The organism is Flavonifractor sp. An92 (assembly GCF_002159175.1).
Taxonomy (GTDB): Bacteria; Bacillota; Clostridia; order Oscillospirales; family Oscillospiraceae; genus Pseudoflavonifractor_A.
Genome location: NZ_NFGZ01000003.1, coordinates 1 through 25,185, shown reverse-complemented (window position 1 = coordinate 25,185; position 25,185 = coordinate 1). Strand labels below are relative to the sequence as shown.

Below are 25,185 nucleotides of genomic sequence, written 5' to 3'. Positions count from 1 at the left end.
CCCCTTTCTTCTGCATTTGCAGATCTTCTGATTTCATTGTAGCCGGGCGGCGGACGTCTGTCAAGGGTTATTTCTGCATTTGCAAAAATAGGGGCAAAAAAGGACCGCGGGGCGTGTCCGCTCCGCGGTCCTGCGCTTGTGGAATTACTGGTTGCCGTACTTCTCCTGGAGGTACTTGTCCATGGCGACAGCGGCCTTCTTGCCGGCGCCCATGGCCAGGATGACGGTGGCAGCGCCGGTGACGGCGTCGCCGCCGGCGTACACGCCCTCACGGCTGGTGGCCATGGTCTCCTCATCGGCGATCAGGCAGCCGCGCTGATTGGCGTCCAGGCCGGGGGTGGTGGAGCGGATCAGCGGGTTGGGGCTGGTGCCCAGGGACATGATGACGGTGTCCACTTCCAGCTCGTAGTTGGAGCCGGGGACCTCGCTGGGACGGCGGCGGCCGGAGGCGTCGGGCTCGCCCAGCTCCATCTTCACGCACTCCATGGCGCGGACCTTGCCGTGGCCGTCGTCCAGGATCTTGACGGGGTTGTTCAGGAACAGGAACTCGATGCCCTCTTCCTTGGCGTGGTGGATCTCCTCACGGCGGGCAGGCATGGCCTCCTCGTCGCGGCGGTAGACCACGTACACCTTGGCACCCATGCGCTTGGCGCAGCGGGCGGCGTCCATGGCTACGTTGCCGCCGCCCACGACGGCCACAGCCTTGGAGTCCTTGATGGGGGTATCGTAGCCCTCTTTGTAGGCCTTCATCAGGTTGATACGGGTCAGGTACTCGTTGGCGGAGTACACACCGGCCAGAGCCTCACCGGGGATGCCCATGAACATGGGCAGACCGGCGCCGGAGCCCACGAACACGGCCTTGTAGCCGTCCTCGAACATCTCGTCGATGGTGTAGGTACGGCCCACGACCACGTCGGTCTCCACGTCGGCGCCCAGAGCGGCCAGCTTGTCGACCTCGTTCTGCACGATGGCCTTGGGCAGACGGAACTCGGGGATGCCGTAGACCAGCACGCCGCCGGCGGTGTGGAAGGCCTCGAAGATGGAGACCTGGTAGCCCTTCTTGGCCAGGTCGCTGGCGCAGGTCAGGCTGGCCGGGCCGGAGCCCACGACGGCGACCTTGATGCCGTTGCTCTCGGGCTTCTTGGGCATGGCGTTGACGTTCTCACGGTACCAGTCGGCCACGAAGCGCTCCAGACGGCCGATGGCCACGGGCTCACCCTTGATGCCGCGGACACAGTGGCACTCGCACTGGGTCTCCTGGGGGCAGACACGGCCGCTGATGGAGGGCAGCGCGTTGGTGTCGGTGATGATCTCGTAGGCGGCCTGGAAGTCGCCCTCGGCCACCTTGGCGATGAACTCGGGGATGCGGATATTGACGGGGCAGCCCTTCACGCAGGGCTTGTTCTTACAGCCCAGGCAGCGCTTGGCCTCGTCCATGGCCATCTCGGCGGTGTAGCCGATGGCCACTTCCTTAAAGTTATGATTACGGACGTTGGGGTCCTGCTCCGGCATCGGATTCTTGGTCATGCTCATATTCGGCATTGTGGTCAACCTCCCTTAGTGGATCATGTCCTTGGCGAGCTTCTCCATGCGGCACTCGTGGCGCTCCTTCTCCTTGGCCTCGCGCTCACGGTACACGGAGTTACGGTTCATCAGCTCGTCAAAGTCCACCTGATGGCCGTCGAAGTCGGGGCCGTCCACGCAGGCAAACTTCATCTTGCCGCCCACGGTGACGCGGCAGCAGCCGCACATGCCGGTGCCGTCGATCATGATGGGGTTCAGGCTCACCAGGGTGCGCACATTGAAGGGCTTGGTGGTGGCGGAGACAAACTTCATCATGGGCACGGGGCCGATGGCGATGACCGCGTCATACTGGTGGCCGGCCTCCAGCAGCTGCTGGAGCTTGACGGTGACGAAGCCCTGCTCGCCGTAGCTGCCGTCGTCGGTCATCAGATAGAAGTTGTCACAGGCCTGCTTGAACTCGTCCTCCAGAATGACGATATCCTTGGAGCGGAAGCCCACGATGACGTCCACCTTCACACCGGCAGCGTGGAGGTGCTTGGCCTGAGGATAAGCGATGGCGCAGCCCACGCCGCCGCCGATGACCAGAACGCTCTTCACCTCACCCAGCTCCTGGCTGGTGGGCACGCCCAGGGGGCCGACGAAATCGCGGATGGTGTCGCCCTCGTTCAGATCGCCCAGCAGCTCCGTGGTCAGGCCCACCTTCTGGAACATGATCGTAATGGTCCCCTTCTCGCGGTCGAAATCGCCGATGGTCAGGGGGATGCGCTCACCCTCCTCATCCAGACGCAGGATGATGAACTGACCCGCCTGCGCCTTCTTGGCGATCATCGGAGCCTCGACCTCCAGCAGGGTGACGCTGGGGTTGAGTACCTTCTTTCTCACGATCTTAACCATACTTTTTGACCTTTCCTTTCCTCCGTACCGCAGCCATGGAAAAAGCGCCGCCCCGCCTGCTCCCCACAGGCGGTCCAGGGCCGCGCCGCACCTGCGCTCCGGTGCTTGTTTTGGCCGCTGCCAAGCGCGGCCGAAATCGCATGTTTTCAGACTGTCCAGTTCAGAAAAAGTGACCGTTTTCGCACGCTTTTTCCCCTGCACAGGTCTTACTATATGAAAGATAGCAGTTCCACGGGGATTTGTCAAGATTTTAACACGCATTGACTGCGCGTTTTTCTCCATTTTCCCGTCCCCGCCGCCACATGAGCGTGACGGTGAAACATCCGTCCTCCAGAGCCGCCTCCACCCGGGCGTCCATCCGCTCGCCCAGGGCCTTGACGATGGCCAGCCCCAGGCCGGTGTTGCGCCCGGTGCGCATGCGGTCGGAGGTAAAGAAGCGCTCGAACACGTGCTCCACGTCCTCGGGCGAGAGGTCCGGCGCGGCGTTGGAGACGGCAGTGAACACCGCGTCCCCCTCCTCCCAGGCCCGCACCGACAGGGTGCCGCCGCCGTGGTCCAGGGCGTTGCGCAGAAGGTTGGTAAAGACCCGCAGGCATCCGCCCGGGTCGGCCCACACCGGGCTGAGCCGCTGGGGCAGGTCCACCGCCACGTCGAAGCCCGCATCGGTGAAGTCCCCATAAAAGGAGGCCAGGAGCTCGGCCAGCAGGGCGCGCAGGTCCACGTTCTGCCGCTCCAGGGGGAACTCGTCCCCCTCCAGCCGGGAGAGGTCATAGAAGCTGGTGATGAGGCTCTGGAGGGCCTTGGCCCGCCCCCGCACCACCGCCAGATACTCCGCGCGCTGCTCCGGGGGGAGCTCCGGGTCCTCCAGGAGCTGCAGATACCCCAGGATGGAGGTGAGCGGGGTGCGCAGGTCGTGGGAGATGTTGGAGATCTGCCGCCTCAGCTCCCGCTCCCGCTCCTGGCTGGCCGCCCGGTCGGACTGGCGCAGCTCCAGGATGCGGTTGACCTGGGCCAGCAGCTCCTCCGCCCCGGCGTTGGGGGCGGCCAGGCGCACCCGGACCGCGCTGCCGTCCTCCCCCCGCTGGGCCAGCTGCTTCGCCGCCTGGCGCAGGGAGCGCTGCTGGCTCCAGGACCACACCCCCAGGCCGCCGCAGACCAGAGCCAGAATCACGCACAGGACCGCCATGGTCCTCCCTCCTTCCCAATACGCCAAGGGCGCGCCCCGAGAGGCGCGCCGTGGCGGGATCGTTTTCTTTAATGGATATCCTTCCGCCCCAGAATCAGGAGCCCCAGGACGGTGGAGAACACCAGCCAGCCCAGGCCGATCCCCCAGCACCAGAGCTGGTACTCCCAGGTGAGCCACCCGCTGAGGTACTCGGACATCAGGAGCGTATAGGGCATCAGGATGGCTTCGATCAGGTTCATGATCACGCTGTTGGTATTTCCCTGGAAAAAAGCGTAGGCCACCAGCACCAGAATGGGCTGACCGAAGAAAAAGAGGATATAGTAGCCCGCCGTCCACACCGCGGTGCCCGGGATCAGCAGCGCCGCCATGTGGCACAGCGCCGCCATGCCGCACCAAAGGGGCACCGCCCCCAGGAGCGCAAAGAGCAGGATCTCCAGGCACACCCGGGCGTCCTCCGAGCTGTGGTCGGTGAGGAGCCAGCCGCCCCCCACGCACACCACCAGGATGGCTCCCGCCACCAACAGCCCCGTGACGATCACCGCCGCCAGCTTTCCCAGGTAGACCTGGCTCCGGCTCAGGCCGAAGGAGAGCTCATTTTTCAGCGTGTCCGGGGCGCCGCCGTCCACCTGATGGGCCAGGATGGGCGCCATCAGCATGCCCAGCACCAGCACGATACAGACACCGGAGGCCAAAGCCTCAAAGGTGCCGCCGCTGATCTGGGTGCAGAAGGTCACCGCCAGCAGAAGGAGCACGGCGTAGAACACCATCGTCCCACGGCGGCGGGCGGCCTTCCACAGCTCGGCCTTGATGTAGTTGAGCACGGACAGCGCCCCTCTCTCTCAGCGGATCTCTTTCTTGCGGAACAGGACCACACCCAGCACCGTGGCCAGCAGGGTCCACAGCAGACCGCTGGCCCAGCACATCCCCACATAGGTCCAGTTGAAGGCCTGCGTGGACAGGGCGTCCAGCATGACGGCGGGGAAAAACTGCCGGATGTCCCCAAAGACCGGGTGGATCAGGATGCCCAGCACCTGGAGCACGCTGGGCACGACCGCCAGGATACCGACAGCGGCAAAGGCCGCGGCGGTGGAGTTGCGCACCAGGAAGTAGCACACCATGGCCACCGCCTGGGAGCCGATCCACAGCGGCAGCGCCCCCGCCAGGCAGTACCCCACCAGGGCCCAGGTCCCGCCGTCCGCCGCGCCGTGGGGGAACAGGAGCCAGCAGGCCCCCAGATAAAAGGCCAGCATGATGGCCGCGGCGACAATCGCCACCAGCAGGGCGGTGGTCAGCTTGCCCAGATAGATGACCGGGCGGTCCACGCCGTAGGACACCTCGTTTTTCAGGGTGTTGTTCTTATACTGGTCGGAGAACACCATGTCTCCGGTGACGATGGTGGCGTACATGCCCACAGCCAGCAGAAGAGTCACCATGGAGGCGGTGTTGGCAAAGGTCACCGTCCCGTTGCCCCAGGACCAGGTAAGCCAGTAGCCCAGCAGGAGGAGCCCCTCCCCCAGGAGACAGAACAGCAGGGTGAGATAGACATAGCTGCGGTGGAACACCTTGAAACACTCAGCCGACAGGTAGTTACGCATGGTGCACACCCCCGATCAGGCGGAGGAAGTAGTCCTCCAGGTTGGCCCCGCGGCTCTCCAGTCCGCACAGGCCCACGCCCTCCTCCACCAGGGCCCGGGTCACCGACTCGGGCTGGTCCAGGCGGCTGTACAGCCGGATGGTCTGGGGGTTCAGCACCTCATAGTCGGCCTCGCCCAGGCGGCGCTCCAGCACCAGAGAGGCCCGGGCCGCGTCGTCCACGTGGAGCTCCAGGCAGGCCCGGCACTTCTCCTCCAGGCGCTGGGCGCTGATCTGCTCCAGCATGACGCCGTGGTCCAGGAAGCCGTAGCAGGTGGCGAGATTTTCCAGCTCGCTGAGGATGTGGCTGGAAATGAGGATGGTGGTGTGCTGCTCCCGGTTGAGACGCAGCAGGAGGTTGCGGAACTCCACGATGCCCTCCGGGTCCAGGCCGTTGATGGGCTCATCCAGCAGGAGGAAATCCGGCCGGTTCATCAGCGCCAGAGCCAGGCCCAGGCGCTGCTTCATGCCCAGGGAGAAGTGCTTGAAGCGCTTCTTCCCCGTGTCGGTGAGACCGGCCAGTTCCAGCGCCTCGTCCACGGCGTGTTTTCCGGGGATGCCCCGCTGGATGCGGTAGTACTCCAGATTCTCCCGGGCAGTGAGGTAGGGGTAAAAGCTGGGGGTCTCCACCATGGCCCCGGTCCGCTCCCGCATGCGCTCCAGCTCCCGGGGGGTGCTGGCCCCGAAGAGGGTGATGGTCCCCTCCGTGGGCAGGGTCTGGGCGGTGATCATGCGGATGATGGTGGTCTTGCCCGCGCCGTTGCGGCCCACCAGACCGTAGATCTGCCCCTCTTCCAATGTGAGATCAATGTGATCCGCCGCCAACGCGCTGCCGTAGCGCTTCGTGAGGCCGCGGGTCGTCAAAATCGCGTCCGCCATAACTGGCATCCACCTTTCTTTCGGAACTGAGGTCATTGTACCCGACGAACCCCAACGTCCCATAAAGCAAAGATTAAGAAAGTGTGAAACCTAGTCCGCCAGCTTGAACCCGATGCCCCAGACCGTCTTGATATACTCGCCCTTGCACGCCTTGTTCAGCTTGGCGCGGAGGTTGGAGATGTGGACGTTCACCGTGTTGTCGTCCCCCATATACTCTCCCTGCCACACCTGCTCGTAGAGCTGTTCCCGGGTAAAGACCTTCTTGGGGTGGGAGAGCAGCAGCTCCAGGATGCGGAACTCCCGGGCGGTGAGGCTCACCGGCGTACCGCCCACCGTGACGGCCATGCTCTCCGGGTCCAGGGTGAGGGACCCGTGGGAGAGCACCCGCTCTCCCACCCCGCCCCGGTCGAACTCCTTGTACCGGCGCAGCTGGGCCTCCACCCGGGCCAGGACCTCGTCGTTGTCGAAGGGCTTAGGGATGAAGTCGTCCGCCCCCAGCCGCAGCACGTTCACCCGGTCGGCCAGGCCCGCCTTGGCCGAGAGCACCAGGATGGGCATGGTGCGCTTGCGCCGCAGCTCCCGGATGAGCTCCTCGCCGGTGAGGCCGGGGAGCATCAGGTCCAGCAGCACCAGGTCGTACTGGTACTGCTGGGCCCACAGCTGGGCCTCGCTCCCCGAGTAGGCCGGGCGGCAGTCATAGCCGGCGTTCCCCAGCACCGTGCAGAGCAGACGGTTGATGTCCGGGTCGTCCTCCACCACCAGAATGTGACAGGTCTCCATGGCGTCCTCCTTATTTTACCCGCAGACGGCGGGCCAGATCCCCGTCGGGGTCCACATAGGCGGTCTGGTAGGTGGTGTAGATCACCATACCCGGCCGGGCTCCGGCGGGCTTTTTCACGAACTTCACCGGCGTATAGTCCACCGGCACCTTCTTCCCCTCCCGGCCCTGGGAGAACCAGGCGGCCAGCGCCGCCGCCTCGCTGAGGCTCTGGGCGTCGGGGGCCTCCCCGCCGGTCCAGAGAATGACGTGAGAGCCGTGGATCTTCTGGGTGTGCAGCCAGATGTCCCCCTTCCCCGCCAGGCGGGTGGTGAGCTGGTCGTTCTGGGTGTTGTTCTTTCCCACCGAGATGCGCAAGCCTGCCGTGGAACGGAACTCCATGGGCTTGCCCGCCAGGCGCTTCTCCCGCTTGGCGGCGGTCTTTTGGCGGCGGAGGTAGCCGGTGTCGGTGAGCTCCTGCCGGATTTCCAATAGATCCCGCTCGCCTTCCGCCAGGGCAATGGCCTCCAGGACGCTGTTCAGGTACTCCAGCTCCTTCTCGCCCTTCTCGATCTGGACGGTGAGGACCTCCTCGGCGGTCTTGGCCTTGTTATAATCTTTATAGTATTTGGCCGCGTTCTGCTGGGGCGTTTTCAGGGGGTCCAGGGGGATCTCGATCTCCTTGTACTCCGGGTCGTAGAAGTCCGCTGTCCGCAGCACGCGCATGCCCTTCTCCATGGCGTGGAGGTTGGAGGTGAGGATGTCCCCCAGCTCCCGAAGCCGCTCCCGGCCGTAGGTGGCCTCCAGCTCCCGGCGCTGGTTGCCCAGCTTCCGGGCCACCCGGTCCCGGGCGTTGGTCACCGATTTGATGAGGTCCTGGCCCCGCTGCTTGGTGCGCTCGGCCTGGTCCCGGCTGGCGTAAAACTCGTCCAGGAGCTGAGAAAAGCTCTCCCGGGTCTCGCAGCGGACCTCCGTCCCGTACTGGGTGATGGGCATAAAGGTAAAGTCAAACACCTTGTCATCCCGGACCAGGACCGTGGGAGAGAAGGTTTTCGCCTCTTCCAGTCTGACAAGGTTTTCTACTTCACAGCTAATTTCGGTCCCACTCGTCTCCGCCCGCTCGGCCAGCTCCCGGGCAATAAGGGGGGAGATGCCGGTGAAGGCGTCCAGCAGCAGCTGGTCCGGCCGCTTGTCCATGGGATTGTGGGCCAGGGCCTCCCTCCGCTCCTCCTCGGTGGCGGTGAGCGGGTTGCACTTGCTGGGCGGCTCCGGCAGGCGGTAGAAGAGCCCGGGTAAGAGCTGACGCTTGCCGCTGGCCAGGTCCCCGTCCACCCGGCGGAGACAGTCCAGGATGCGCCCCTCCCCGTCCAGCAGCAGGAGGTTGGCCCGGCGGCCCATGCACTCCAGCACCAGGCGGCGCTTGGTCTTGTCCCCCAGCTCGTCGATGGTCTCGATGGTGAAGTCGATGAGCCGCTCCATGGGGGGCTGGGTGATGGACAGGATGCGCCCGCCGGTCAGGTGCTTGCGCAGGAGCATGCAGAACATGGGGGGCTTGTCCGGGTTCTCCCGGGGGAGGGTGGTGAGCTGGGCCCGGGGCTGGCTGGGGCTGGCGGAGAGCAGCAGCTTCACGTTGCCCGTGTTGCCCCGGACGGCGAAGATCACCTCGTCCCGGCCGGGCTGATAGATCTTGTCGATGCGCCCGCCCTCCACGGCGGTGCGCAGCTCCTCCACCACGGCGGAGAGGCAGATGGCGTCAAGCGGCATGGCTTATTCCTCCATGATTTTCTCAAAAAGCTCGTTGAGCCGGTCGGTGCGGCCCTGGAGATAGAGCCAGCCGAAGAGGGCCTCCAGGCCCGTGGCGCTCTGGTAGTCGGCGCGGCTGGCGTTCTGGGGCACCGAGTGGGGGCTGGTGTTGCGGCCCCGGCGGTACACGTCCCCCTCCTCCTCGCTCAGGAGGGGCAGGATGCGCTCCACCGCCTTGGCCTGGGCCGGGGCGGCCACATAGCGCACGGTGGCCTTGTGGAGGCCCCGGGCGCTGGCCTTGCCGTGGAGGCACAACCAGGAGCGCACCATGACCTCAAAGACGGCGTCCCCCAGGTGGGCAAGGCCCAGATTGCTCAGGCCCGCGATCTGGTCCCGGGAGGCGTTCAAGTGAAAATAGTCCATCGTGATCTCTCCTTATACCACCTGGAAGAGGAAGAATTTCAGATAGTCGGTCTCCGGCACGTTCCAGAGGATGGGGTGGTCGGGGGCCTGCTGGCGGGCCTCGATCTGCCGCAGCTGCACCCCGGCGTCAAAGGCCGCCGAGCGGAGCATCTGCATGAACCGGCCCGTCTCCATGAAGTGGGAGCAGGAGCAGGTGGCCAGATACCCACCCCGGGGGAGCAGCTTCATGGCCCGGTAGTTGATCTCCTTATAGCCCCGGGCGGCGCTGTCCACGGTGCGGCGGCTCTTGGTAAAGGCCGGCGGGTCCAGGATGATGAAGTCGTAGGGGTGGCCGCCCTTGGCCTCCAGGGCGGGCAGCAGGTCGAACACATTGGCCGCCTGGCACTCCATGACGCCGTCCAAGCCGTTGATGCGGGCGTTCTCCCGGGCCAGCTCCACCGCCGCCTCGGACACATCCACGGCGGTGACGTGGGCCGCGCCGCCCTTGGCCGCGTTGAGGGCGAAGGAGCCGGTGTGGGTGAAGCAGTCCAGCACCCGCTTGCCCCGGGCCAGCTGGGCCACCGCCCGGCGGTTGTACTTCTGGTCCAGGAAGAAGCCGGTCTTTTGGCCGTTCTCCACGTCCACCTCATAGCGGATGCCGTTCTCCACGATCTCCGCGAAGGGGCGGCCCGGGTCCGGGCAGCCCTCCAGGGAATACCAGCCCTTGTTTTCCTCCAAACCCTCGTGGGCGCGCAGAGCCACGTCGTTGCGCTCATAGATGCCCCGGATGGTCTGGCCGTCCTCCTCCAGCACCTGCCGCAGGAGGGGGAAGATGACAGGCTTCAGCTTCTCCATGCCCAGGGACAGGGTCTGAGTGACCAGCACATCGGAGAAGCGGTCCACGGTGAGGCCCGGGAAGGAGTCGGCCTCCCCGAAAATGACGCGGCAGCAGCTCAGGTCCTCCTCCCCCATCACGCTCTTCCGATAGGCCCAGGCGTAGCGGACCCGGCGCTCCCAGAAGGCGCGGTCGAAGGTGTCGTTGGCGTTGCGGGACAGAAGGCGCACCCGGATCTTGGAGCTTTGGCTCAGAAGGCCGGTGCCCAGATAGCGGCCCTTGCTGCTGACCACGTCCACCAGGCCCCCGTTCTCCACGTCCCCCTCCAGGGAGACCACTTCCCCCTCGTACACCCAGGGGTGGCCCCCCACGATGGCCCGCTCTCCCTTGGGGGTAATGGTGCATTTGGCATAGCTGCGCTGCTGTTTCATGGCTTCTCTCCTTATCGATTCGATCACTTAACGATTCAGTATACCGCAAAGCGGGAAAAATGACAACCCTCCTACAACGAAGGAGCGCCCCTCCGGAGCCGGAGAGGCGCTCTTTGGGTCCTTTAGCCCTCGGCGGGGGTGGGCACGATAAAGAGCATATCGTTGCCGCCCTCCTCCTCGGTAAAGGAGTTATACATGGTGAAGTTGTAGTAGAACCGCTCGGCGGGATAGATGCCGTAGCCGTCCTGGTTGTGGTCGGTGGTATCGTAGGGGTCGGCCACAATGATGACATCGTCCTGATAGGTCTCGGTGCCCATGGTGTCGTAGCCGATGATGACCTGCCAGTGGCCGCCCCAGTCGTTCCAGGCCACCATGACCGGCTTGCCCTCGGCCAGCCAGCCCCGGATGGTGTCCAGCGTGACCTCGTTGTACACGTCGGCATAGTCCAGGGTGGTAATATAGTCAAAGCCGCCCACGCCGTTAAAAATATCCATGGCCTGCTTCAGCGTAGTTCCGGGGTAGCCCTCCATCTCGGTGCCGTCCAGGCTGTGGCGCAGGGCGGCCAGGCTCTCCTCGTTCCAGTCCCCCAGCGCGTCGTACCAGTTGAGGACCATAAGGGCGCTGGTAACGCCGCAGGACCACTCGCTGGTCTGCTGGATGGTCTCAAAATGGGTGAGCATGGTGAGGGTGTCGGTGGACTCCAGATTGTAGAAATCCGGATGGCTGAAGTAGGGGGAGTCGGCGTGGTCCCCTGCCCGCTCCACAGAGTCGGCTCCGTCCTCGGGCGAGAGGTCCACGGCATAATCGATCTTCATCTCATCGCTGAAATTGCCCGCGGTCTGCGCCGCGGTGGGTGTGGCATCCGCAAGGGATGGGGTGACCGCCCCGGAAGTCTGAGGTTCCGCCGCGTTGCAGCCCGCCGTTACGCCCAGCAGCAGCGCGGTGGCCAGAGCCAGAGTGACCTTTTGTTTCATTTCTCGATCTCCTTCTGCGGGAAGCTGTCCCGCTCCGATTTCGACGCCGTTTTTGGCGCGATGGCTGTTATTATAGCAACCGGAAGGGGCTGGGACAATACACACTTCCTACAAAATGGAAAAATAGTTTTTGTGCGAAATGCAGAAAACAGGCCGGCGGAGCAAATGCCCCGCTGGCCCGTCTCGTTGGTTATCCGTTTCCGTTCAGCGCCTGATCGAAGTGGCTGTCGATCTGCTTGGTGAACTCCAGCGCGGAGTTGTAGCCCATCTTCTTGTGGCGGTTGTTCATGGCCGCCACCTCGATGATGACCGCCAGATTCCGTCCGGGCTTCACCGGCACGGTGGTCACCGGCACGTCCACCTCCAGCACCTTCATGAAGTTCTCCTCCACGCCCAAACGGTCGTACACCGCGTCCTCCCGCCAGGGCTCCAGGTTGATGATCATGTCAATGTTGGACTCCTCTTTGACGGCGCTCATACCGAAGAGTCGCCGCACGTCCACCACGCCGATGCCACGCAGCTCCATATAGTGGCGGATGAGCTCGGGCGCGGTGCCCACCAGATCCCGGTTGTTCAGGCGGCGGATCTCCACCGCGTCGTCGGCGATGAGCCGGTGGCCGCGCTTGACCAGCTCGATGGCGGTCTCGCTCTTACCCACGCCGGAGTCGCCCATCAGCAGCACGCCCTCGCCGTAGACCTCCACCAGCACGCCGTGCCGGGTAATGCGGGGGGCCAGATGGTTGTGCAGCGAGGTGACGATGTTGCTGATAAATTCCGTGGTGGGGATGTTGCAGCGCAGAATGGTGCGGTCATACTGCTCGGCTAGCTCCATGCACTCGGGGAAAGGCTCCATCCCCCGGGCGATGATGAGGGCGGGGATCTCCTGCTCCAGCAGCATCTGGAAGCGGCGGCGGCGCTCCTCCTCGCTCAGGCCGCTGAGGTAGGTGATCTCCACCAGGCCGATGACCTGGAGCCGCTCGGGATCGAAATAGTCAAAAAAGCCGGTGAGCTGAAGGCCCGGACGGTTCACGTCCTCGGTGGCGATGACCCGCTCCTGGTAGTTCTTCGCCCCCCGCAGGACTTCCAGGCCGAACTCATCGATGAGCTTGCTCAGCTTGACGCCGTAATGGTTGGACATGGGCGCTCCCTCCCTGTGGTTGGTAGTTGCCCCTAGTATACCACCCGCCGGAGGCCTTTGGCAACCGCCGCGAAAAAAACAGATTTTTTTGAAAATAAGGCTTGCATTTTTCGAAAGTTTCTGCTATTCTAATAGCCGATGCTTTTACAAGCGTGATATTGAACAAGCGAGGAGGTTCAAGCGAATGGCCAAATGCGAGTTTTGCGACAAGGGTGTCGTGTTCGGGATCAAGGTTTCCCACTCTCACCGCCGCAGCAATCGTCCCTGGAAGCCCAATGTGAAGCGTGTCAAGGCGATTGTCAACGGTACGCCCAAGCACGTGTATGTGTGCACCCGGTGCCTCCGTTCGGGTAAGGTCACCCGCGCTGTGTAATTCATTTTACCAGAGAAAAAACACCCATGCCGATGGCATGGGTGTTTTTGTTTTCTCTTTCGTACATTTCCCGATAAAACTGCCCGTTTTTATCAGCTTTCTTGATTGGACACCGCCCCCTTCCCTACCGTATACTTTTTCCAGGAAGGGCGGCCCCGAAAACGGCCGCCAAACAAGAAAGGAAGCGAGAACCATGAAACGAATCCTTGCGCTGCTCCTCACCCTGTCTCTCTGCCTGGGCGTCCTGGTCGGATGCTCCAAGGAGCCCGCCGCCACCGAAAACCTGGAAGGCGCGGTCGCCTTCAGCGGCGAATACGTGGTGGATGCCGAGTACATCCAGTCCCGCATGGGCGCGGACGACGTGGTCCTGGTAGACACCCGGGGCGAGGACGCCGCCAAGAAGGGCACCCTGGAGGGGGCCATCGCGGTGATCTGGCAGGCCCTGGCCAGCGTATCCGACGGCCAGTCCGGCGACGCCATGTGGGGCACCATCCTCCCCGTGGACCAGCTCAGCGCGGCGCTGAGCCAGTTCGGCATCACGCCCGAGAAGGAGATCATCCTCTTCTCCGCCGGCAAGGACGGCTGGGGCGACGACGGACGCATCGCCTGGGAACTCATCGCCGCCGGTTTCCCGGAGGTGAAGATCGCCGACTGCGGCTATGACCAGCTGGCCGCCGCGGGGCTCCCCACCCAGAAGGGCGCCTCCGACTACACCCCTGCGGAAGTCACCATCTCCTCCATCGATGAGACCCACCTCATCAACACCGACGCCCTGGCCGCCAATTATGACGACTACAAAGTGGTGGACGTCCGGGCCGATGAGGAGTACGACGGCCAGGTCCTCTACGGCGAGGCCGCCGGTGGCCACCTGCCCGGGGCCATCCACATCCGCTTTACCGACCTCTTCAACGACGCGGGCTATCTGAAGTCTAACGACGAGATCACCGCCATGTTCACCGAGGCCGGCCTCACCCCCGACGACACCATCGTCACCTACTGCACCGCCGGCATCCGCTCGGCCTACATGCAGCTCGTCCTGGAGATGTGCGGGTTTGATAACTCCCTCAACTACGACGAGTCCTACTACCGCTGGTGCGCGGTGCAGCCCGTTGAGTAACCCCCCTCTGTTCCGCCGGGCCCTGGCGCGCCGCTATGCGGTGTGCCTGGGCCTGGCCGCCCTTCTGGCCGCGGCGTGGGCCCTCCTGCCGCCCCTCCGCAGCCGGGTCTCCGGGCTGCTGATGCTCTTCACCCAGCGCAGCGTCCTCACGCTGGAGGGCTGGCTGAAGGGGCGGGCCGCCTTCCCCGGTGTGGTGGCCCTGAGCGTCTTCCCCATGCCCCTGCTGCCCCACCTGCCGCCGCTGCTGTGGCTGGCCGCCCGGGAGTGCCTGGGGCCCCTCGCCGCCGTATTCGCCGCCCTTCTGGGCGGGCTGGGCGCCGCGCTGGTCTGGGGCGGCGCGGGCAGCCTCCTCTCCCCCTTCGCCCGGCAGGGCAGACATTCCCACTGGGCGGGGCCCGTCCTCTTCCTCCTGGCCCTCCTCCAGCCCGCCGCCCTGGGGCTGGGTGCGCTGTGCGCCGGTTGTCTCCGGCTCCCCCTCCCCCGCCGTCTGGGTTGGAGCGCCGCCGCCCTGCTGCCCGCCATTCTGGTGCGCCTGGGCTGCTGCACTCCCTACCGCACCCTCCTGCCCGATGGGGCGGTGCTGGGGCTGCGCCTGGCCGCGGCGGCTGTGGCAGTTCTGTATCTCTTCCGGTCCCGGTCTGGAAGATAAGTTTTTTGCCATGCCTCCTGCAAAATCCCGCCTATGTTACTCGAACAGGTGGGATTTTGCATGTTTCCCATCACATTATCAATAATGCCGTCTGTCCCTATCGAGATTCACAATTTGACTTTCCCACATCTACCTTTATACTGGATAGAGGTCTCATATGACTTTATCAGACCAGAATCGATGTGTTTTGGCAAAAAAGGAGTGTTTTTCCATGCAAACCTGGCTGGAATCCATCCAGCGCCTCTTCAGTGTCTCCTATTTTCTGGAGGCCCTTCCCAAGTTGGCCAGCACCATCGGGCTGACCCTTGAACTGTCCCTTATCTCCGCCCTGTTTGCCCTGGTGCTGGGCGTGGCCACCGCCATCATCCGCTACTACCGCGTACCGGTACTGCGGCAGATCACCAGCGTCTATCTCTCGATTTTCCGCAGCACTCCTCTTATGCCTCAGCTCTTTCTCTTCTACTTCGGTCTGGCCACGGTGAGCACTTTCATCCGGGACATGGACGCCCTCACTGCCGCCTGTATCATCATGAGCCTCCACCAGGGCTCCTACATGGCCGAGAACATCCGCGGCGCCCTCATGTCGGTGGACGAGGGCCAGAAGGAGGCCGCCTCCTCCCTGGGCTTCTCCAGCCTCCAGACCATGTTCCACGTCATCCTGCCCCAGGCCGCCCGGGTCGCCATCCCGCCCCTGTTCAACGACTTCGTCAGCATCCTGAAGATGAGCTCGGTGGTCTTCGTGGTGGGCGTCACCGACCTGATGGGCAAGGCCAAGATCCTGGCGGGAAATTCCGGCCGGAATTTCGAGGTCTATGTGGGGGTCATGCTCCTCTACTGGATCATCGTCAATCTGATGAATATCGTGCAGCGCTGGCTGGAAAAGCGCTGTGCCCAGGCCTACTGATCGTTTCCCCGCGGCGCCGTGCCGCACATCATACATTATATGGAATAAAGGAGAATCTGAAATGAACTGCAAACGCATCGCCGCCCTTTCCCTGACCGCCGCCCTGGCTCTGGGGCTCACCGCCTGTTCCGGTGGCTCCACCACCGCCAGCAATCCCCCCGAGGACTCCGCCCCCGTCACCTCCCAGTCCACCGGCGAGACCGGTGAGAAGGAGTCCCTGGTGGTGGTCACCGGCGGCGGCACCTTCAATCCGTACAGCTACACCGATGAGGAGACCGGCGAGCTCAAGGGCTTTGAGGCCGACATGTGGAACGAGCTGGCCAACCGCCTGTCCGACCAGTACGACGTGAGCATCGAGTCCACCACCTTTGACGCCATCTGGGGCATGCTGGACTCCGGCAAGGCCGACGTGGCCGCCTGCTTCTTCGGCATCAACGACGAGCGCCTGGAGAAGTACGACGCCTCCATCCCCTACGCCGGCGACCCCGTGGGCGTGGCCGTCCTCCCCGACTCCGGCATCACCACCCTGGCCGATCTGAAGGGCAAGACCGTGGGCGTGGCCGCCGGCTCCGCCGCCCTGGACGAGATGGAGGCCCGCAAGGACGAGCTGGGCTGCACCGTCAAGACCTATGAGGCCTTCACCGAGGTCATCCAGGACGTGGTCCTGGGCCGTATCGACGCCTGCGCCAACGACATCATCGCCATCCACAGCTACAACACCACCGACACCGACCTGTCCATTCTGGACGAAAAGCTGACCGAGAGCCAGGTGGCCTACTTTGTGCGTAAGGACGACGCCTCCGCCGCCAAGCTGGAGGACATCAACACCGCCCTGCAGTCCATGCTGGACGACGGCACCGTGGCCGAGTACTGCGTCACCTGGTTCGGCGACGACCTGACCGTCAACCGCTGAGCCGTCTGATCCTACGGCGAAAGGAGTCCCTTCCATGGTATCGGTAGAACATCTCACCAAGCGCTTTGACGGGGGCACAGACGTGCTGCGGGATGTGAGCTTCACAGTGGACGACCACGAGGTGGTGGCCATCCTGGGCCCCTCCGGCACCGGCAAGTCCACCCTGCTGCGCTGCCTCAACTATCTGTGCGTCCCCACCGAGGGGGTCATCACCATCGGCGACGCCCGGGTGGACGCCGCCAACCACACCAAGGCCCAGGTCAAGGCCCTGCGGGCCCACTCTGCCATGGTCTTTCAGAGCTACAACCTGTTCAAGAACAAGACCGCTCTGGAGAATGTGATGGCCGCGCCGGTCCTGGTGCAGAAGCGGGACAAGGCCCAGGCCCGGGAGCAGGCCCTGGCCCTGCTGGACAAGGTGGGGATGCTGGACCGGAAGGACTACTACCCCTCCAAGCTCTCCGGCGGCCAGCAGCAGCGGGTGGGTATCGCCCGGGCCCTGGCCATGGAGCCGGACGTGCTCCTCTTCGATGAGCCCACTTCCGCCCTGGACCCCGAACTGGTGGCGGAGGTGCTGAACACCATCCGGGCCCTGGCGGAGGAGCGGAAGTCCACCATGCTCATCGTCACCCACGAGATCCACTTTGCCCGGCAGGTGGCCTCCCGCATCCTCTTCCTGGATGGCGGGCAGGTGGCCGGCGACGGCACCCCGGAGGAGATCATCGATCGCCCCCAGAACCCCCGTATCCAGCAATTCCTCCAGTTCATCCAGCAAAAGGGATAGCAAAAGCGCGCCGCAGCTGCGACGCGCTTTTCTTTTATTCAGTGGTGTAGTTGTCGAAATAGCCCTGGATGTAGACGATGGGGGTGCCCTTGTCCCCCGAGCCGGAGGTCAGGTCGCACAGAGAGCCGATGAGGTCGGTGAGCCGCCGGGGGGTGGTGCCCTCCGACACCATCTTCCCCACCAGGTCTCCATCCTTCTTCTCGATCTCCGCCTTGATGGCGCTGCGCAGCGCCTCGCCGCTCAGGTGGGCGAAGTCGTTGTCGGCCAGATACTTCAGCTTCAGTTCGTTGGGGGTGCCCTCCAGGCCGGGGGTGTAGGCCGGGGAGACCACCGGGTCGGCCAGCTCCCAGATCTTGCCCACGGGGTCCTTGAAAGCGCCGTCGCCGTAGACCATGACCTCCACGTGCTTGCCGGTCTTCTCCAGCATGGTCTTCTGGATGGCCTCCACCAGACCCTGGCAGTCCCGGGGGAAGAGCTTCACGGTGTCCTCGGTGGACTTGTTGGAGCCCAGGAGGCCGTACTGCTCATTGTAGCCGCTGCCGTTCACGGGGGCGTTGAGGATCTCGTCCATGCCAAAGACCCGCTCGCCGCCGGCGGCCTTCAGGAGACGCTTGGTGCGCTTGCGGGTGTGGATGTCACAGGCCAGCACGTCCTTGGTGTGCTCCAGCACGGCGCGGGGGTCGTTGGCGAAGATGATCTCCGCCTCGGCGCCGCACTCCTCGATGAGCTGGGTATAATAGGCCACGTAGTCCATGCCGGTGAAGGGGTGCTTGGGATAGCCGAACAGGGCCCGGAACTGCTCCAGGGTCAGCACGTCCCGGTAGGGGTCGATGCCCTTCTCATCCATCACGTCGGGGTCAATGAGGTGGTTGCCCACCTCGTCGGAGGGATAGCTCAGCTGCAGGACGATCTTCTTGGCGCCCTTGGCGATGCCCCGCAGGCAGATGGAAAAGCGGTTGCGGCTCAGGATGGGGAACACCACACCCACGGTGCCGCCGCCCAGCTTGGCCTTCACGTCGGCGGCGATGTCGTCCACCGAGGCGTAGTTGCCCTGGGCCCGGGCCACGATGGCCTCGGTCATGGCGATGACGTCCCGGTCGCGGACGGCAAACCCGTCGTCGGCCGCGGCAGCCAGCACGGACTCGGGCACGATCTGCGCCAGATCATCGCCGCTGCGGATGATGGGAGCCCGGATGCCCCGGGAAACGGTTCCGACCATACGGCTCATTGTACAACACTCCTAAACAAGTTTCAGAATTCCCGTACCGCGCCAGTGCGCAGTTACAGCTTATTATACAATAAATCGAGCCGCTTGTAAACAAAACTTTCCAGTCCAGGGGTCAATTCCCCGCTTTTGTCCGGTCGATGGCCCGGTGGAGGGCCGCCAGGGCGTCGGAGAGGCCGCCGATGTGGTCGATGAGGCCGATGGACACCGCCTCCTCGCCGTAGATGACGCTGCCCACGTCGGCGGCCAGCTCCCCGGTCTGAAGCATGAGCTTTGTAAAGGTATTCGCCTTTACATGACTATTGTGGGTGACGAACTGCAAAATCCGCTCCTGGATGCGGGAAAAATAGTGGAAGGTCTGGGATACCCCGATGATGGTGCCGTTGAGGCGCACCGGGTGGATGGTCATGGCCGCCGAGGGGGCGATGAAGGACTCCCGGGCCGACACCGCCAGGGGCACCCCGATGGAGTGCCCGCCTCCCAGCACCAGGGACACCGTGGGCTTTTTCATGCCGGAGATGAGCTCGGCGATGGCCAGCCCCGCCTCGATGTCGCCCCCCACCGTGTTGAGGAGCACCAGGAGCCCGTCCACGTCGTCGCTCTCCTCCACCGCCGCCAGCAGGGGGAGCACATGCTCGTACTTGGTGGTCTTGGTGGAGGCGTCCAGGACCTGGTGCCCCTCGATCTGCCCCACGATGGTGAGGGTGTGGATGGTCCCCCGCTTGGTGCGGATGACCGTGGACCCCAGGTCCTCAATGGTCTGCTGCCGCTCGTCGTTTTGGTTCTGCTCCTGATTCTGTTTGTCCGGTTCCATGGCGCTGCCTCCCTCGTTGATTTGAGGTTAGGTTGTCCCGGTTTTCCCGCTTTATGCGAGCGGCTCTTCCGCTCCGATGGGAATGTACCATTCCCCAAAGGCCACGGCCGTCACTGCTTTCGGGTCGATGGGCTCGTCAAAGCTCCAGCGGACTACGGCCGCCGCTCCCTGAGGATAGGCGTGCCCGTCAGGCGCTTCCACCCGCTGCACCGTGCCGTCTTGCAGATAGACCGTCAGCGCCCCGTTCCACGCTGCGGCGCTCGCCCGGTCCTGGCTCTCTGCCGTGCAGCCCAGGGCGGAGAGGGTCAGGGTCTACCCCTCATCCATCTGGACGGTCCGCACCGGCACGTCCTCCAGCGGGATCTCCAGCGTCCAGTCCCCCTCCAGGGTCTCCCCCCGGAAGCGGGTCCCATATACCTTCTCCACCACGGCGTCCGCCAGGTCCGCCGGGGTCACTCCTGTGGAGATGTCGCAGTACAGTACGCCGTTTTGCCAGAAATACACCCGGGCGTTCTCCCCGGAGCGGTTGTAGCGGGCCTCGGTCCGGTAATCCTCCTCCGCGCCGGTGGCCTGATAGCGGCGGCTGGACACCTGGACGTGGAAGGTGCTCCGCTCCTGGTCCAGCTCCTTCCCGTCCAGCCGCAGCTGGACGTGCAGCACGCCGTCCGAGCCGAAGCCGTAGGACGAGAGGGTAAAGAGATCGGTCTCCGAACAGGACTGGAGGTTCTGCTCCGGCACCAGGACCGTCTCCCCGGACGGCAGCACCTGGCTCTCCAGCGTCTCCCCCGTGGGCTGTGCCAGCGGCGCGCTGCCCCGGCGCACCTCCGGGCTGATGCGGTCCACCGCCAGGGTGAAGGTATCATCGGGCGCGGGCGCGCCCAGGCCGGTGAACTGAAGTCGGAAGAGAGCCACTCCGCTCTCCTCGTCGTACCCCAGGCAGGTATTAGTGAATCCCTCCCCGTCGGTCCAGCCCGCTCCGTCCAGATTGCCGTACAGCACGCCCAGGTCCTCCTCCAGCTCGGTAAAGGGGCCCAAACGCGCCTCCTCCAGGTCCCGGGCCTCCAGATAGACCCAGACCTGATTGCCGTCCGACAGGCTCCGCACCGCCCGGAGCTCCACGCCCTGATCCACGGCGGAGACCCCCTCCACCTCCTGGCTGTACGGGGCAAACTCCCCCAGCAGGGCGTTCACCCGCTCCCGCAGAGTGGGCGACAGCGCCAGTGCCGCCGTGCCCAGAAGCCCACAGGCCAGCGCCGCCGCCAGCAGGACCCGCGCCGGGCCCCTCCACGTGCGCCGGGCCGGTTGGCGCTCCACCGCCTCCAGAATGGCCGCCCGGCGCGCCGCGCTCAGGCGGACCGGCTCCAGCTCCCGCTCCAACTGCCGTTTCAGATCAAGCTCTTCCATAGTACCAACCCTCCAATCGCTCGTAAAGCATCTTGCGCGCCCGGCTCAGACGTACCGTCACCGTGGACACCGGCAGGCCCAGGCGCTGGGCGATCTGGGCGGCGCTCCACTCCCGGTAGTAATAGAGCACGATCACCTCCCGATATTTGGGCGGCAGATGCCCCACCGCCCGCACCAAGGTGTCGTCCGCCGCCTCGGGGGCCTCCACCGCCAGGGTGTCCAGATGCTCCGCCGGGGCTCTCCTGCGCCGCCAGGGGCTGCGCAGCTCGTTCTTACAGACATTGATGGCGATGCGGGTGAGCCACGTCTCCTCGCTGCTCTCCCCCCGGAACCGGGGCCAGGCCCGCAGCGCCCGGAGAAAGGTCTCCTGCACCGCGTCCTCCGCCTGATCCCGGTCCCCCAGGTACAGATAGCACAGCCGCAGCAGGGTATCTCCATACGCCTCCAGCAGCCGCGGGGCGTCCACCGAACCGTCCATGTCACATTCCTCCTTCTTCCTGTTCTGCCCATTAGACACCCCGGACAGGCCTTATGCGACAAAAAATGCGGGACCCCTTTTGCAAGAGGTCCCGCAGAACACAAGGCATCAGTTGCCGTTGTTGCCGTACTGGTTGAAGAAGCGGTCGTGGATGGCCTGGACCGCCCGGTCGGCGTCCTTCTTGGCCACCAGAACCGAGATCTTGATCTCGGAGGTGGAGATCATGTTGATGTTGATGCCCGCGCCGTACAGAGCCTCGAACATCCGGGAGGCAACGCCCGAGTTGTTGACCATGCCCGCACCCACAATGGACACCTTGGCCACCGTGTCCACCACGTCGATGTGGTCGAAGCGGAAGGCCTCCTTCCGCTCCTCCAGGAGCTCCTTGGCCCGGTCCATGTCCTCGTGCTTCACGGTGAAGCTGATGTCCTTGGTGCCGTGGCGGCCGATGGACTGGAGGATGATGTCCACGTTGATCTTTTCCTTGCCCAGGGCGGAGAACACCTTGAAGGCGATGCCCGGCTCGTCGGGCAGGCCGATCACGGCCACACGGGCGATGTCGCTGTCCTTGGCCACGCCGCTGATGTATACCTTTTCCATGTTCTTTGTAACCTCCTTGACTTTGGTGCCGGGCTGGCCGGAGAAGCTGGAGAGCACTTCCAGATTGACGCTGTACCGCTTGGCCATCTCCACCGAGCGGTTGTGGAGGACCTGGGCGCCCAGGCTGGCCAGCTCCAGCATCTCGTCATAGGTGATCTCGTCCAGCTTCTGCGCCCCGGTGACGTGGCGGGGATCGGCGGTGTACACGCCGTCCACGTCAGTGTAGATCTGGCACAGGTCGGCCTGGAGCGCGGCGGCCAGCGCCACGGCGGAGGTATCGGAGCCGCCCCGGCCCAGGGTGGTGATGTCGTCATACTTGTTGATGCCCTGGAAGCCGGTGACGATCACGATGCTGCGCTTATCCAGCTCGGCCAGCACCCGCTCGGGCAGGATGCGCTTGACCCGGGCGTTGGAGTACGTAGAATTGGTGCGGATGCCCGCCTGCCATCCGGTGAGGGACACCACCGGATAGCCCATGGCCTCGATGGCCATGGCGCACAGGGAGCAGGAGATCTGCTCGCCGGTGGAGAGGAGCATATCCATCTCCCGCTTGGAGGCCCTGGGGTTGATCTCGGCGGCCTTGGCGATCAGGTCGTCGGTGGTGTCACCCTGGGCGGAGAGCACCGCCACCACATTATGGCCCCGGCGGTAGGTCTCGGTGATGATGCGGGCCACATTGCGGATCTTGTCGGCGTTGGCCACCGATGATCCGCCGAATTTCTGTACGATAAGTCCCATAGAGCGTTGTACCCCCTAAAACTTCAAGAGTAGCGGAGCGGCGGGGGGTCCCCACCGCTCCGTCCTGTTATCCTATGTCGCCGCGCCCGGCGCCGTCCTCACAGCACCCGCAGCAGCGAGGCGCTTCCGCCCAGAGCGGTGAGCTTCTCCCGCACCGCGCCCTCGGTCATGGGGGCGGTGAGGAAGGCGTTCTCCCCCTCCGGCGCGCCGGGGCGGGCCAGCAGGGTCACCTCGCCAAAGGCGGCGCGGACCGCGTCGGAGCCCGCCTGCACCCGGACGTACCAGGCGCTCTCCAGCTCGGTGGGCGGCACCACCAGCTCGGCGCTGCCCGGACCCCAGTGGAGGTACTTGCGGCCCCGGCGGTGCTTGGCGGCGTCCACCACATCGGCCACCACGGCGGAGGCGGTGGGCAGCTTGCCCGCGCCGCGGCCGTAGAACATCACGTCGCCCACAGCGTTGCCCTTGACGGTGATGGCGTTGAACACGTCCTCCACGCCGGCCAGGGGGTTTTCACTGTCCACCAGGTGGGGCGCCACGTAGACGCAGAGCTTGCCGTCCTCCCGGCGGATGCACCGGCCCAGGAGCTTGATCTTGTGGCCGCAGGACTCGGCGTACGCCACGTCGGCCAGGGTCACCTTGGTGATGCCCTCGGTGGGCACCTGGTCGGGGTAGACGTGCTGGCCGAAGGCCAGAGAGGACAGAATGCAGATCTTCCGGCAGGCGTCGTGGCCCTCGATGTCGGCGGTGGGGTCCTGCTCGGCATAGCCGTTCTGCTGGGCCTCCTTCAGCGCCGCCTCAAAGGACAGGCCGGAGCGGATCATGCGGGTGAGGATATAGTTGGTGGTGCCGTTGAGGATGCCCACAATCTCCTCGATCTCGTTGGCCGCCAGGCACTGGTTCAGCGGGCGGATGATGGGGATACCGCCGCCCACGCTGGCCTCGAAGAGATAGCTCACGCCGTGCTCCTCGGCCAGGCGCAGCAGGTCGTAGCCGTGGGTGGCCACCAGCTCCTTGTTGGAGGTGACCACGCTCTTGCCCGCCTTCAGGGCCCGCTCGGTGAAGTCCTTGGCCGCGCGGACGCCGCCGATGGTCTCCACCACGATATCCACGTCCGGGTCGTTCTCGATGACAGCAAAGTCGTGGACGAACTTGTCCGCGAAGAGGCTGTCGGGGAAGTCCCGCACGTCCAGGATATATTTCAGGCGGATGCTCTCCTCCGCCTTGCGGTCGATCTGGCCGGCGTTACCGGTGAGGACCTCGGCCACGCCGGAGCCCACAACGCCGAAACCCATGATTGCCACGTTGATCATGTCTCGTTTCCTCCTTCTCTTCCGCGGGCCCCTAGCCCGCCAGGATCTCGCACCGGACCACGCCGGGCACCTCCAGCGCCCGGCCCAGCAGGTCCTCCAGCGAGAGCTGGAGGCTGGAGGTCTCGGCCCCGATGGTCACGGCCGCACAGCCATTGACCGGGATGCCCTGATTGATGGTCAGAATATTCCCGCCGCTCTGGGCAAAGATATTGAGGACCGCCGAGAGCACGCCCGGCTCGTCCTTCAGCAGGATCTGGAATGTGACGATGCGCCCGTGGAGCATGTCGTTGAAGGGCCGCACCGCATCCTTATATTTATAAAATGCGCTGCGGCTGATCCCCACCTTCCGGGTGGCCATGTTCACGGTGTCCGCCTCGCCGGTCTCCAACATCCGCTTGGCCTCCGCCACCTTGAGGAAAACCTCCGGCAGCGCGGAGGCATCCACGATAAAATAATTCGGTGTTCTGGGCATGTGGTTCTCCCCTCCCATGATGTCCTTGTGCCAAAGGCATTTGTAATGGTGTGGCTTACATTTTAGCACAAGAAAGCGTTGAATGCAACTGAGAAAACATTCAAAGTCCACACAAGAAACCGGGTAGAAATCCGCTTAATTTTGTCGCTTTTTACAGAAGCGGCGGAAAGGAGGCCCTTTTGCGCCCATTTCTCCGTCTGACACACCAGTATCCGGTGCTGCGGCCGGTTCTGGCCGCGGCTGTTTTTTGGCTGTTCCTGCGGTGGGTTTTGCCCTGGTGCGCCCCCCTTCTGGCAGCCTGGGCCCTGGCCGCGGCGCTGGAGCGCCCGGTGCGGGGGCTGTGCCGGCTGGGTCTGGCCCGCCCGACGGCGGCCGGGGTGATATTCACTCTATTCACCCTGTTTGTGTGCGCCGGGGCGGGGCTGTTTCTCTGGTGGCTGGCCGGGGAGGGCGCGGCCCTGCTGGAGCGCCTCCCCCTCCTCCTCGCTGGGGCCCAGGGCTGGACCGGGCTGGGGAAGGACCTGGCAGACCGGCTGCTGGTGGGCGCGCCGGTCCCCCTCCAGGAGCCCCTGCGGCAGGCTCTGGAGGGGCTTGCCGACGGGGTGGGCGAGCTGCTCACCGCCGCGGCGGCGGAGCTCGCCCGGGCGGCGGGCCGGTGGGCCTCGGACCTGCCGGGGCTGGCCTTTTCCGCCGGCACCGCCCTGCTGGCCGGTGGGCTCTTCAGCGCCCAGCGGCCGGAGGTCAAGGCCTTCTTCCGCCGACAGCTCCCGCCCCGCTGGCAGGAGAAGCTGGACCGGGCCGGTGAAGCCCTGCGCGCCGCCTTCGGGGGCTGGCTGAAGGCCCAGGGCACCCTGATGCTCCTCACCGCTTCCCTCCTCACCGTGGGGTTTCTGCTGCTGCGGGTGAAGGGCGCGCCGCTGTGGGCCCTCTTCACCGCTTTGGTGGACCTGCTGCCCGTGCTGGGCTCCGGCGCGGTGCTCCTCCCCTGGGCGGCGGGGGCCCTGCTGTGGGG

Annotated in this window: 26 protein-coding genes; 7 read left to right on the top strand and 19 right to left on the bottom strand. The window is 64.7% G+C overall.

Annotated elements, in window-relative coordinates; genetic code table 11:
- Positions 1 to 144: 144 nt before the first annotated feature.
- From gltA to hprK, 12 genes are all read right to left on the bottom strand, one after another.
- Positions 145 to 1,542: an NADPH-dependent glutamate synthase gene (gltA, locus tag B5G43_RS03255; protein WP_087259044.1), complete on the bottom strand. Its 1,398-nt coding sequence runs from the start codon at positions 1,540 to 1,542 to the stop codon at positions 145 to 147.
- A gap of 15 nt (positions 1,543 to 1,557) precedes the next feature.
- Complete coding sequence (locus B5G43_RS03250) at positions 1,558 to 2,418, bottom strand: sulfide/dihydroorotate dehydrogenase-like FAD/NAD-binding protein (RefSeq protein WP_087259043.1); 861 nt, start codon at positions 2,416 to 2,418, stop codon at positions 1,558 to 1,560.
- Positions 2,419 to 2,668: 250 nt separating this feature from the next.
- Positions 2,669 to 3,604 carry a HAMP domain-containing sensor histidine kinase gene (locus tag B5G43_RS03245; RefSeq protein ID WP_087259042.1) on the bottom strand — a complete coding sequence of 312 codons (936 nt, stop codon included), beginning with the start codon at positions 3,602 to 3,604 and terminating at the stop codon, positions 2,669 to 2,671.
- Between the two features lie 68 nt (positions 3,605 to 3,672).
- A complete protein-coding gene (locus tag B5G43_RS03240) occupies positions 3,673 to 4,425 on the bottom strand; it encodes a hypothetical protein (RefSeq protein ID WP_087259041.1) in 753 nt (250 codons plus the stop codon).
- An 18-nt stretch (positions 4,426 to 4,443) separates the two neighbouring features.
- Positions 4,444 to 5,199 (bottom strand): ABC transporter permease, encoded by a 756-nt coding sequence (locus B5G43_RS03235; RefSeq protein ID WP_087259040.1) that lies wholly within the window; start codon positions 5,197 to 5,199, stop codon positions 4,444 to 4,446.
- The gene (locus B5G43_RS03230) at positions 5,192 to 6,115 is read right to left on the bottom strand and encodes an ABC transporter ATP-binding protein (RefSeq protein ID WP_087259039.1); all 924 of its coding nucleotides are present in this window, start codon (positions 6,113 to 6,115) and stop codon (positions 5,192 to 5,194) included. The genes B5G43_RS03235 and B5G43_RS03230 overlap by 8 nt, the downstream gene beginning before the upstream one ends.
- Positions 6,116 to 6,205: 90 nt before the next feature.
- On the bottom strand, positions 6,206 to 6,895 hold the full coding sequence (locus B5G43_RS03225) for a response regulator transcription factor (RefSeq protein ID WP_087259038.1): 690 nt from the start codon (positions 6,893 to 6,895) through the stop codon (positions 6,206 to 6,208).
- 10 nt (positions 6,896 to 6,905) lie between these two features.
- Positions 6,906 to 8,636, bottom strand: coding sequence for an NFACT RNA binding domain-containing protein (locus B5G43_RS03220; RefSeq protein ID WP_087259037.1), 1,731 nt, complete (start codon positions 8,634 to 8,636; stop codon positions 6,906 to 6,908).
- 3 nt (positions 8,637 to 8,639) lie between these two features.
- Complete coding sequence (locus B5G43_RS03215) at positions 8,640 to 9,038, bottom strand: ribonuclease III domain-containing protein (RefSeq protein ID WP_087259036.1); 399 nt, start codon at positions 9,036 to 9,038, stop codon at positions 8,640 to 8,642.
- Between the two features lie 12 nt (positions 9,039 to 9,050).
- Entirely contained in the window at positions 9,051 to 10,283 is a 1,233-nt protein-coding gene (locus tag B5G43_RS03210; RefSeq protein WP_087259035.1) for a class I SAM-dependent rRNA methyltransferase, read from the bottom strand.
- A gap of 122 nt (positions 10,284 to 10,405) precedes the next feature.
- Complete coding sequence (locus tag B5G43_RS03205) at positions 10,406 to 11,257, bottom strand: papain-like cysteine protease family protein (protein WP_087259034.1); 852 nt, start codon at positions 11,255 to 11,257, stop codon at positions 10,406 to 10,408.
- Between the two features lie 190 nt (positions 11,258 to 11,447).
- Entirely contained in the window at positions 11,448 to 12,395 is a 948-nt protein-coding gene (gene hprK / locus B5G43_RS03200) for an HPr(Ser) kinase/phosphatase (RefSeq protein WP_087259033.1), read from the bottom strand.
- Positions 12,396 to 12,579: 184 nt separating this feature from the next.
- Between hprK and rpmB the strand changes: the two genes are divergently transcribed.
- The 6 genes from rpmB (at position 12,580) to B5G43_RS03170 (ending at position 17,132) form a co-directional block, all read left to right on the top strand.
- Complete coding sequence (rpmB, locus tag B5G43_RS03195; RefSeq protein WP_087259032.1) at positions 12,580 to 12,768, top strand: 50S ribosomal protein L28; 189 nt, start codon at positions 12,580 to 12,582, stop codon at positions 12,766 to 12,768.
- 193 nt (positions 12,769 to 12,961) lie between these two features.
- Positions 12,962 to 13,885: a rhodanese-like domain-containing protein gene (locus B5G43_RS03190; protein WP_087259031.1), complete on the top strand. Its 924-nt coding sequence runs from the start codon at positions 12,962 to 12,964 to the stop codon at positions 13,883 to 13,885.
- Positions 13,878 to 14,534: a hypothetical protein gene (locus tag B5G43_RS03185; RefSeq protein ID WP_087259030.1), complete on the top strand. Its 657-nt coding sequence runs from the start codon at positions 13,878 to 13,880 to the stop codon at positions 14,532 to 14,534. Before B5G43_RS03190 ends, B5G43_RS03185 begins: the two co-directional genes overlap by 8 nt.
- A gap of 211 nt (positions 14,535 to 14,745) precedes the next feature.
- The gene (locus B5G43_RS03180; RefSeq protein WP_087259029.1) at positions 14,746 to 15,438 is read left to right on the top strand and encodes an amino acid ABC transporter permease; all 693 of its coding nucleotides are present in this window, start codon (positions 14,746 to 14,748) and stop codon (positions 15,436 to 15,438) included.
- 61 nt (positions 15,439 to 15,499) lie between these two features.
- Positions 15,500 to 16,351 (top strand): transporter substrate-binding domain-containing protein, encoded by an 852-nt coding sequence (locus B5G43_RS03175; RefSeq protein WP_087259028.1) that lies wholly within the window; start codon positions 15,500 to 15,502, stop codon positions 16,349 to 16,351.
- Positions 16,352 to 16,385: 34 nt separating this feature from the next.
- The gene (locus B5G43_RS03170) at positions 16,386 to 17,132 is read left to right on the top strand and encodes an amino acid ABC transporter ATP-binding protein (RefSeq protein ID WP_087259027.1); all 747 of its coding nucleotides are present in this window, start codon (positions 16,386 to 16,388) and stop codon (positions 17,130 to 17,132) included.
- Positions 17,133 to 17,166: 34 nt separating this feature from the next.
- Here B5G43_RS03170 and B5G43_RS03165 read toward each other — a convergent pair whose 3' ends face one another.
- From B5G43_RS03165 to B5G43_RS03135, 7 genes are all read right to left on the bottom strand, one after another.
- A complete protein-coding gene (locus B5G43_RS03165; RefSeq protein ID WP_087259026.1) occupies positions 17,167 to 18,360 on the bottom strand; it encodes a coenzyme F420-0:L-glutamate ligase in 1,194 nt (397 codons plus the stop codon).
- Positions 18,361 to 18,472: 112 nt separating this feature from the next.
- The gene (locus B5G43_RS03160) at positions 18,473 to 19,171 is read right to left on the bottom strand and encodes an ATP-dependent Clp protease proteolytic subunit (protein ID WP_087259025.1); all 699 of its coding nucleotides are present in this window, start codon (positions 19,169 to 19,171) and stop codon (positions 18,473 to 18,475) included.
- A 312-nt stretch (positions 19,172 to 19,483) separates the two neighbouring features.
- Positions 19,484 to 20,575: a hypothetical protein gene (locus B5G43_RS03155; RefSeq protein ID WP_087259024.1), complete on the bottom strand. Its 1,092-nt coding sequence runs from the start codon at positions 20,573 to 20,575 to the stop codon at positions 19,484 to 19,486.
- Positions 20,562 to 21,053 carry a sigma-70 family RNA polymerase sigma factor gene (locus B5G43_RS03150; RefSeq protein ID WP_087259023.1) on the bottom strand — a complete coding sequence of 164 codons (492 nt, stop codon included), beginning with the start codon at positions 21,051 to 21,053 and terminating at the stop codon, positions 20,562 to 20,564. The genes B5G43_RS03155 and B5G43_RS03150 overlap by 14 nt, the downstream gene beginning before the upstream one ends.
- Before the next feature lie 108 nt (positions 21,054 to 21,161).
- Positions 21,162 to 22,391: an aspartate kinase gene (locus tag B5G43_RS03145; RefSeq protein WP_087259022.1), complete on the bottom strand. Its 1,230-nt coding sequence runs from the start codon at positions 22,389 to 22,391 to the stop codon at positions 21,162 to 21,164.
- A gap of 98 nt (positions 22,392 to 22,489) precedes the next feature.
- Positions 22,490 to 23,701, bottom strand: a complete 1,212-nt coding sequence (locus B5G43_RS03140; RefSeq protein WP_087259021.1) for a homoserine dehydrogenase — start codon at positions 23,699 to 23,701, stop codon at positions 22,490 to 22,492.
- A gap of 31 nt (positions 23,702 to 23,732) precedes the next feature.
- A complete protein-coding gene (locus B5G43_RS03135; protein ID WP_087259020.1) occupies positions 23,733 to 24,173 on the bottom strand; it encodes an ACT domain-containing protein in 441 nt (146 codons plus the stop codon).
- Between the two features lie 179 nt (positions 24,174 to 24,352).
- Between B5G43_RS03135 and B5G43_RS03130 the strand changes: the two genes are divergently transcribed.
- Positions 24,353 to 25,185: AI-2E family transporter (locus B5G43_RS03130; protein WP_087259019.1), on the top strand; the 833-nt coding region annotated here is incomplete at its 3' end.

What these genes read in the sequence shown, in the direction of transcription:
- B5G43_RS03210 (WP_087259035.1), bottom strand. Translation starts at nt 10,283, where the DNA reads ATGAAACAGCAGCGCAGCTATGCCAAATGCACCATTACCCCCAAGGGA.
- B5G43_RS03150 (WP_087259023.1), bottom strand. Translation starts at nt 21,053, where the DNA reads ATGGACGGTTCGGTGGACGCCCCGCGGCTGCTGGAGGCGTATGGAGAT.
- B5G43_RS03145 (WP_087259022.1), bottom strand. Translation starts at nt 22,391, where the DNA reads ATGGGACTTATCGTACAGAAATTCGGCGGATCATCGGTGGCCAACGCC.
- B5G43_RS03245 (WP_087259042.1), bottom strand. Translation starts at nt 3,604, where the DNA reads ATGGCGGTCCTGTGCGTGATTCTGGCTCTGGTCTGCGGCGGCCTGGGG.
- rpmB (WP_087259032.1), top strand. Translation starts at nt 12,580, where the DNA reads ATGGCCAAATGCGAGTTTTGCGACAAGGGTGTCGTGTTCGGGATCAAG.
- B5G43_RS03235 (WP_087259040.1), bottom strand. Translation starts at nt 5,199, where the DNA reads ATGCGTAACTACCTGTCGGCTGAGTGTTTCAAGGTGTTCCACCGCAGC.
- gltA (WP_087259044.1), bottom strand. Translation starts at nt 1,542, where the DNA reads ATGCCGAATATGAGCATGACCAAGAATCCGATGCCGGAGCAGGACCCC.
- B5G43_RS03170 (WP_087259027.1), top strand. Translation starts at nt 16,386, where the DNA reads ATGGTATCGGTAGAACATCTCACCAAGCGCTTTGACGGGGGCACAGAC.
- B5G43_RS03220 (WP_087259037.1), bottom strand. Translation starts at nt 8,636, where the DNA reads ATGCCGCTTGACGCCATCTGCCTCTCCGCCGTGGTGGAGGAGCTGCGC.
- B5G43_RS03140 (WP_087259021.1), bottom strand. Translation starts at nt 23,701, where the DNA reads ATGATCAACGTGGCAATCATGGGTTTCGGCGTTGTGGGCTCCGGCGTG.
- B5G43_RS03175 (WP_087259028.1), top strand. Translation starts at nt 15,500, where the DNA reads ATGAACTGCAAACGCATCGCCGCCCTTTCCCTGACCGCCGCCCTGGCT.
- B5G43_RS03250 (WP_087259043.1), bottom strand. Translation starts at nt 2,418, where the DNA reads ATGGTTAAGATCGTGAGAAAGAAGGTACTCAACCCCAGCGTCACCCTG.
- B5G43_RS03225 (WP_087259038.1), bottom strand. Translation starts at nt 6,895, where the DNA reads ATGGAGACCTGTCACATTCTGGTGGTGGAGGACGACCCGGACATCAAC.
- B5G43_RS03160 (WP_087259025.1), bottom strand. Translation starts at nt 19,171, where the DNA reads ATGGAACCGGACAAACAGAATCAGGAGCAGAACCAAAACGACGAGCGG.
- B5G43_RS03215 (WP_087259036.1), bottom strand. Translation starts at nt 9,038, where the DNA reads ATGGACTATTTTCACTTGAACGCCTCCCGGGACCAGATCGCGGGCCTG.
- B5G43_RS03155 (WP_087259024.1), bottom strand. Translation starts at nt 20,575, where the DNA reads ATGGAAGAGCTTGATCTGAAACGGCAGTTGGAGCGGGAGCTGGAGCCG.
- B5G43_RS03135 (WP_087259020.1), bottom strand. Translation starts at nt 24,173, where the DNA reads ATGCCCAGAACACCGAATTATTTTATCGTGGATGCCTCCGCGCTGCCG.
- B5G43_RS03190 (WP_087259031.1), top strand. Translation starts at nt 12,962, where the DNA reads ATGAAACGAATCCTTGCGCTGCTCCTCACCCTGTCTCTCTGCCTGGGC.
- B5G43_RS03230 (WP_087259039.1), bottom strand. Translation starts at nt 6,115, where the DNA reads ATGGCGGACGCGATTTTGACGACCCGCGGCCTCACGAAGCGCTACGGC.
- B5G43_RS03180 (WP_087259029.1), top strand. Translation starts at nt 14,746, where the DNA reads ATGCAAACCTGGCTGGAATCCATCCAGCGCCTCTTCAGTGTCTCCTAT.
- B5G43_RS03205 (WP_087259034.1), bottom strand. Translation starts at nt 11,257, where the DNA reads ATGAAACAAAAGGTCACTCTGGCTCTGGCCACCGCGCTGCTGCTGGGC.
- hprK (WP_087259033.1), bottom strand. Translation starts at nt 12,395, where the DNA reads ATGTCCAACCATTACGGCGTCAAGCTGAGCAAGCTCATCGATGAGTTC.
- B5G43_RS03165 (WP_087259026.1), bottom strand. Translation starts at nt 18,360, where the DNA reads ATGAGCCGTATGGTCGGAACCGTTTCCCGGGGCATCCGGGCTCCCATC.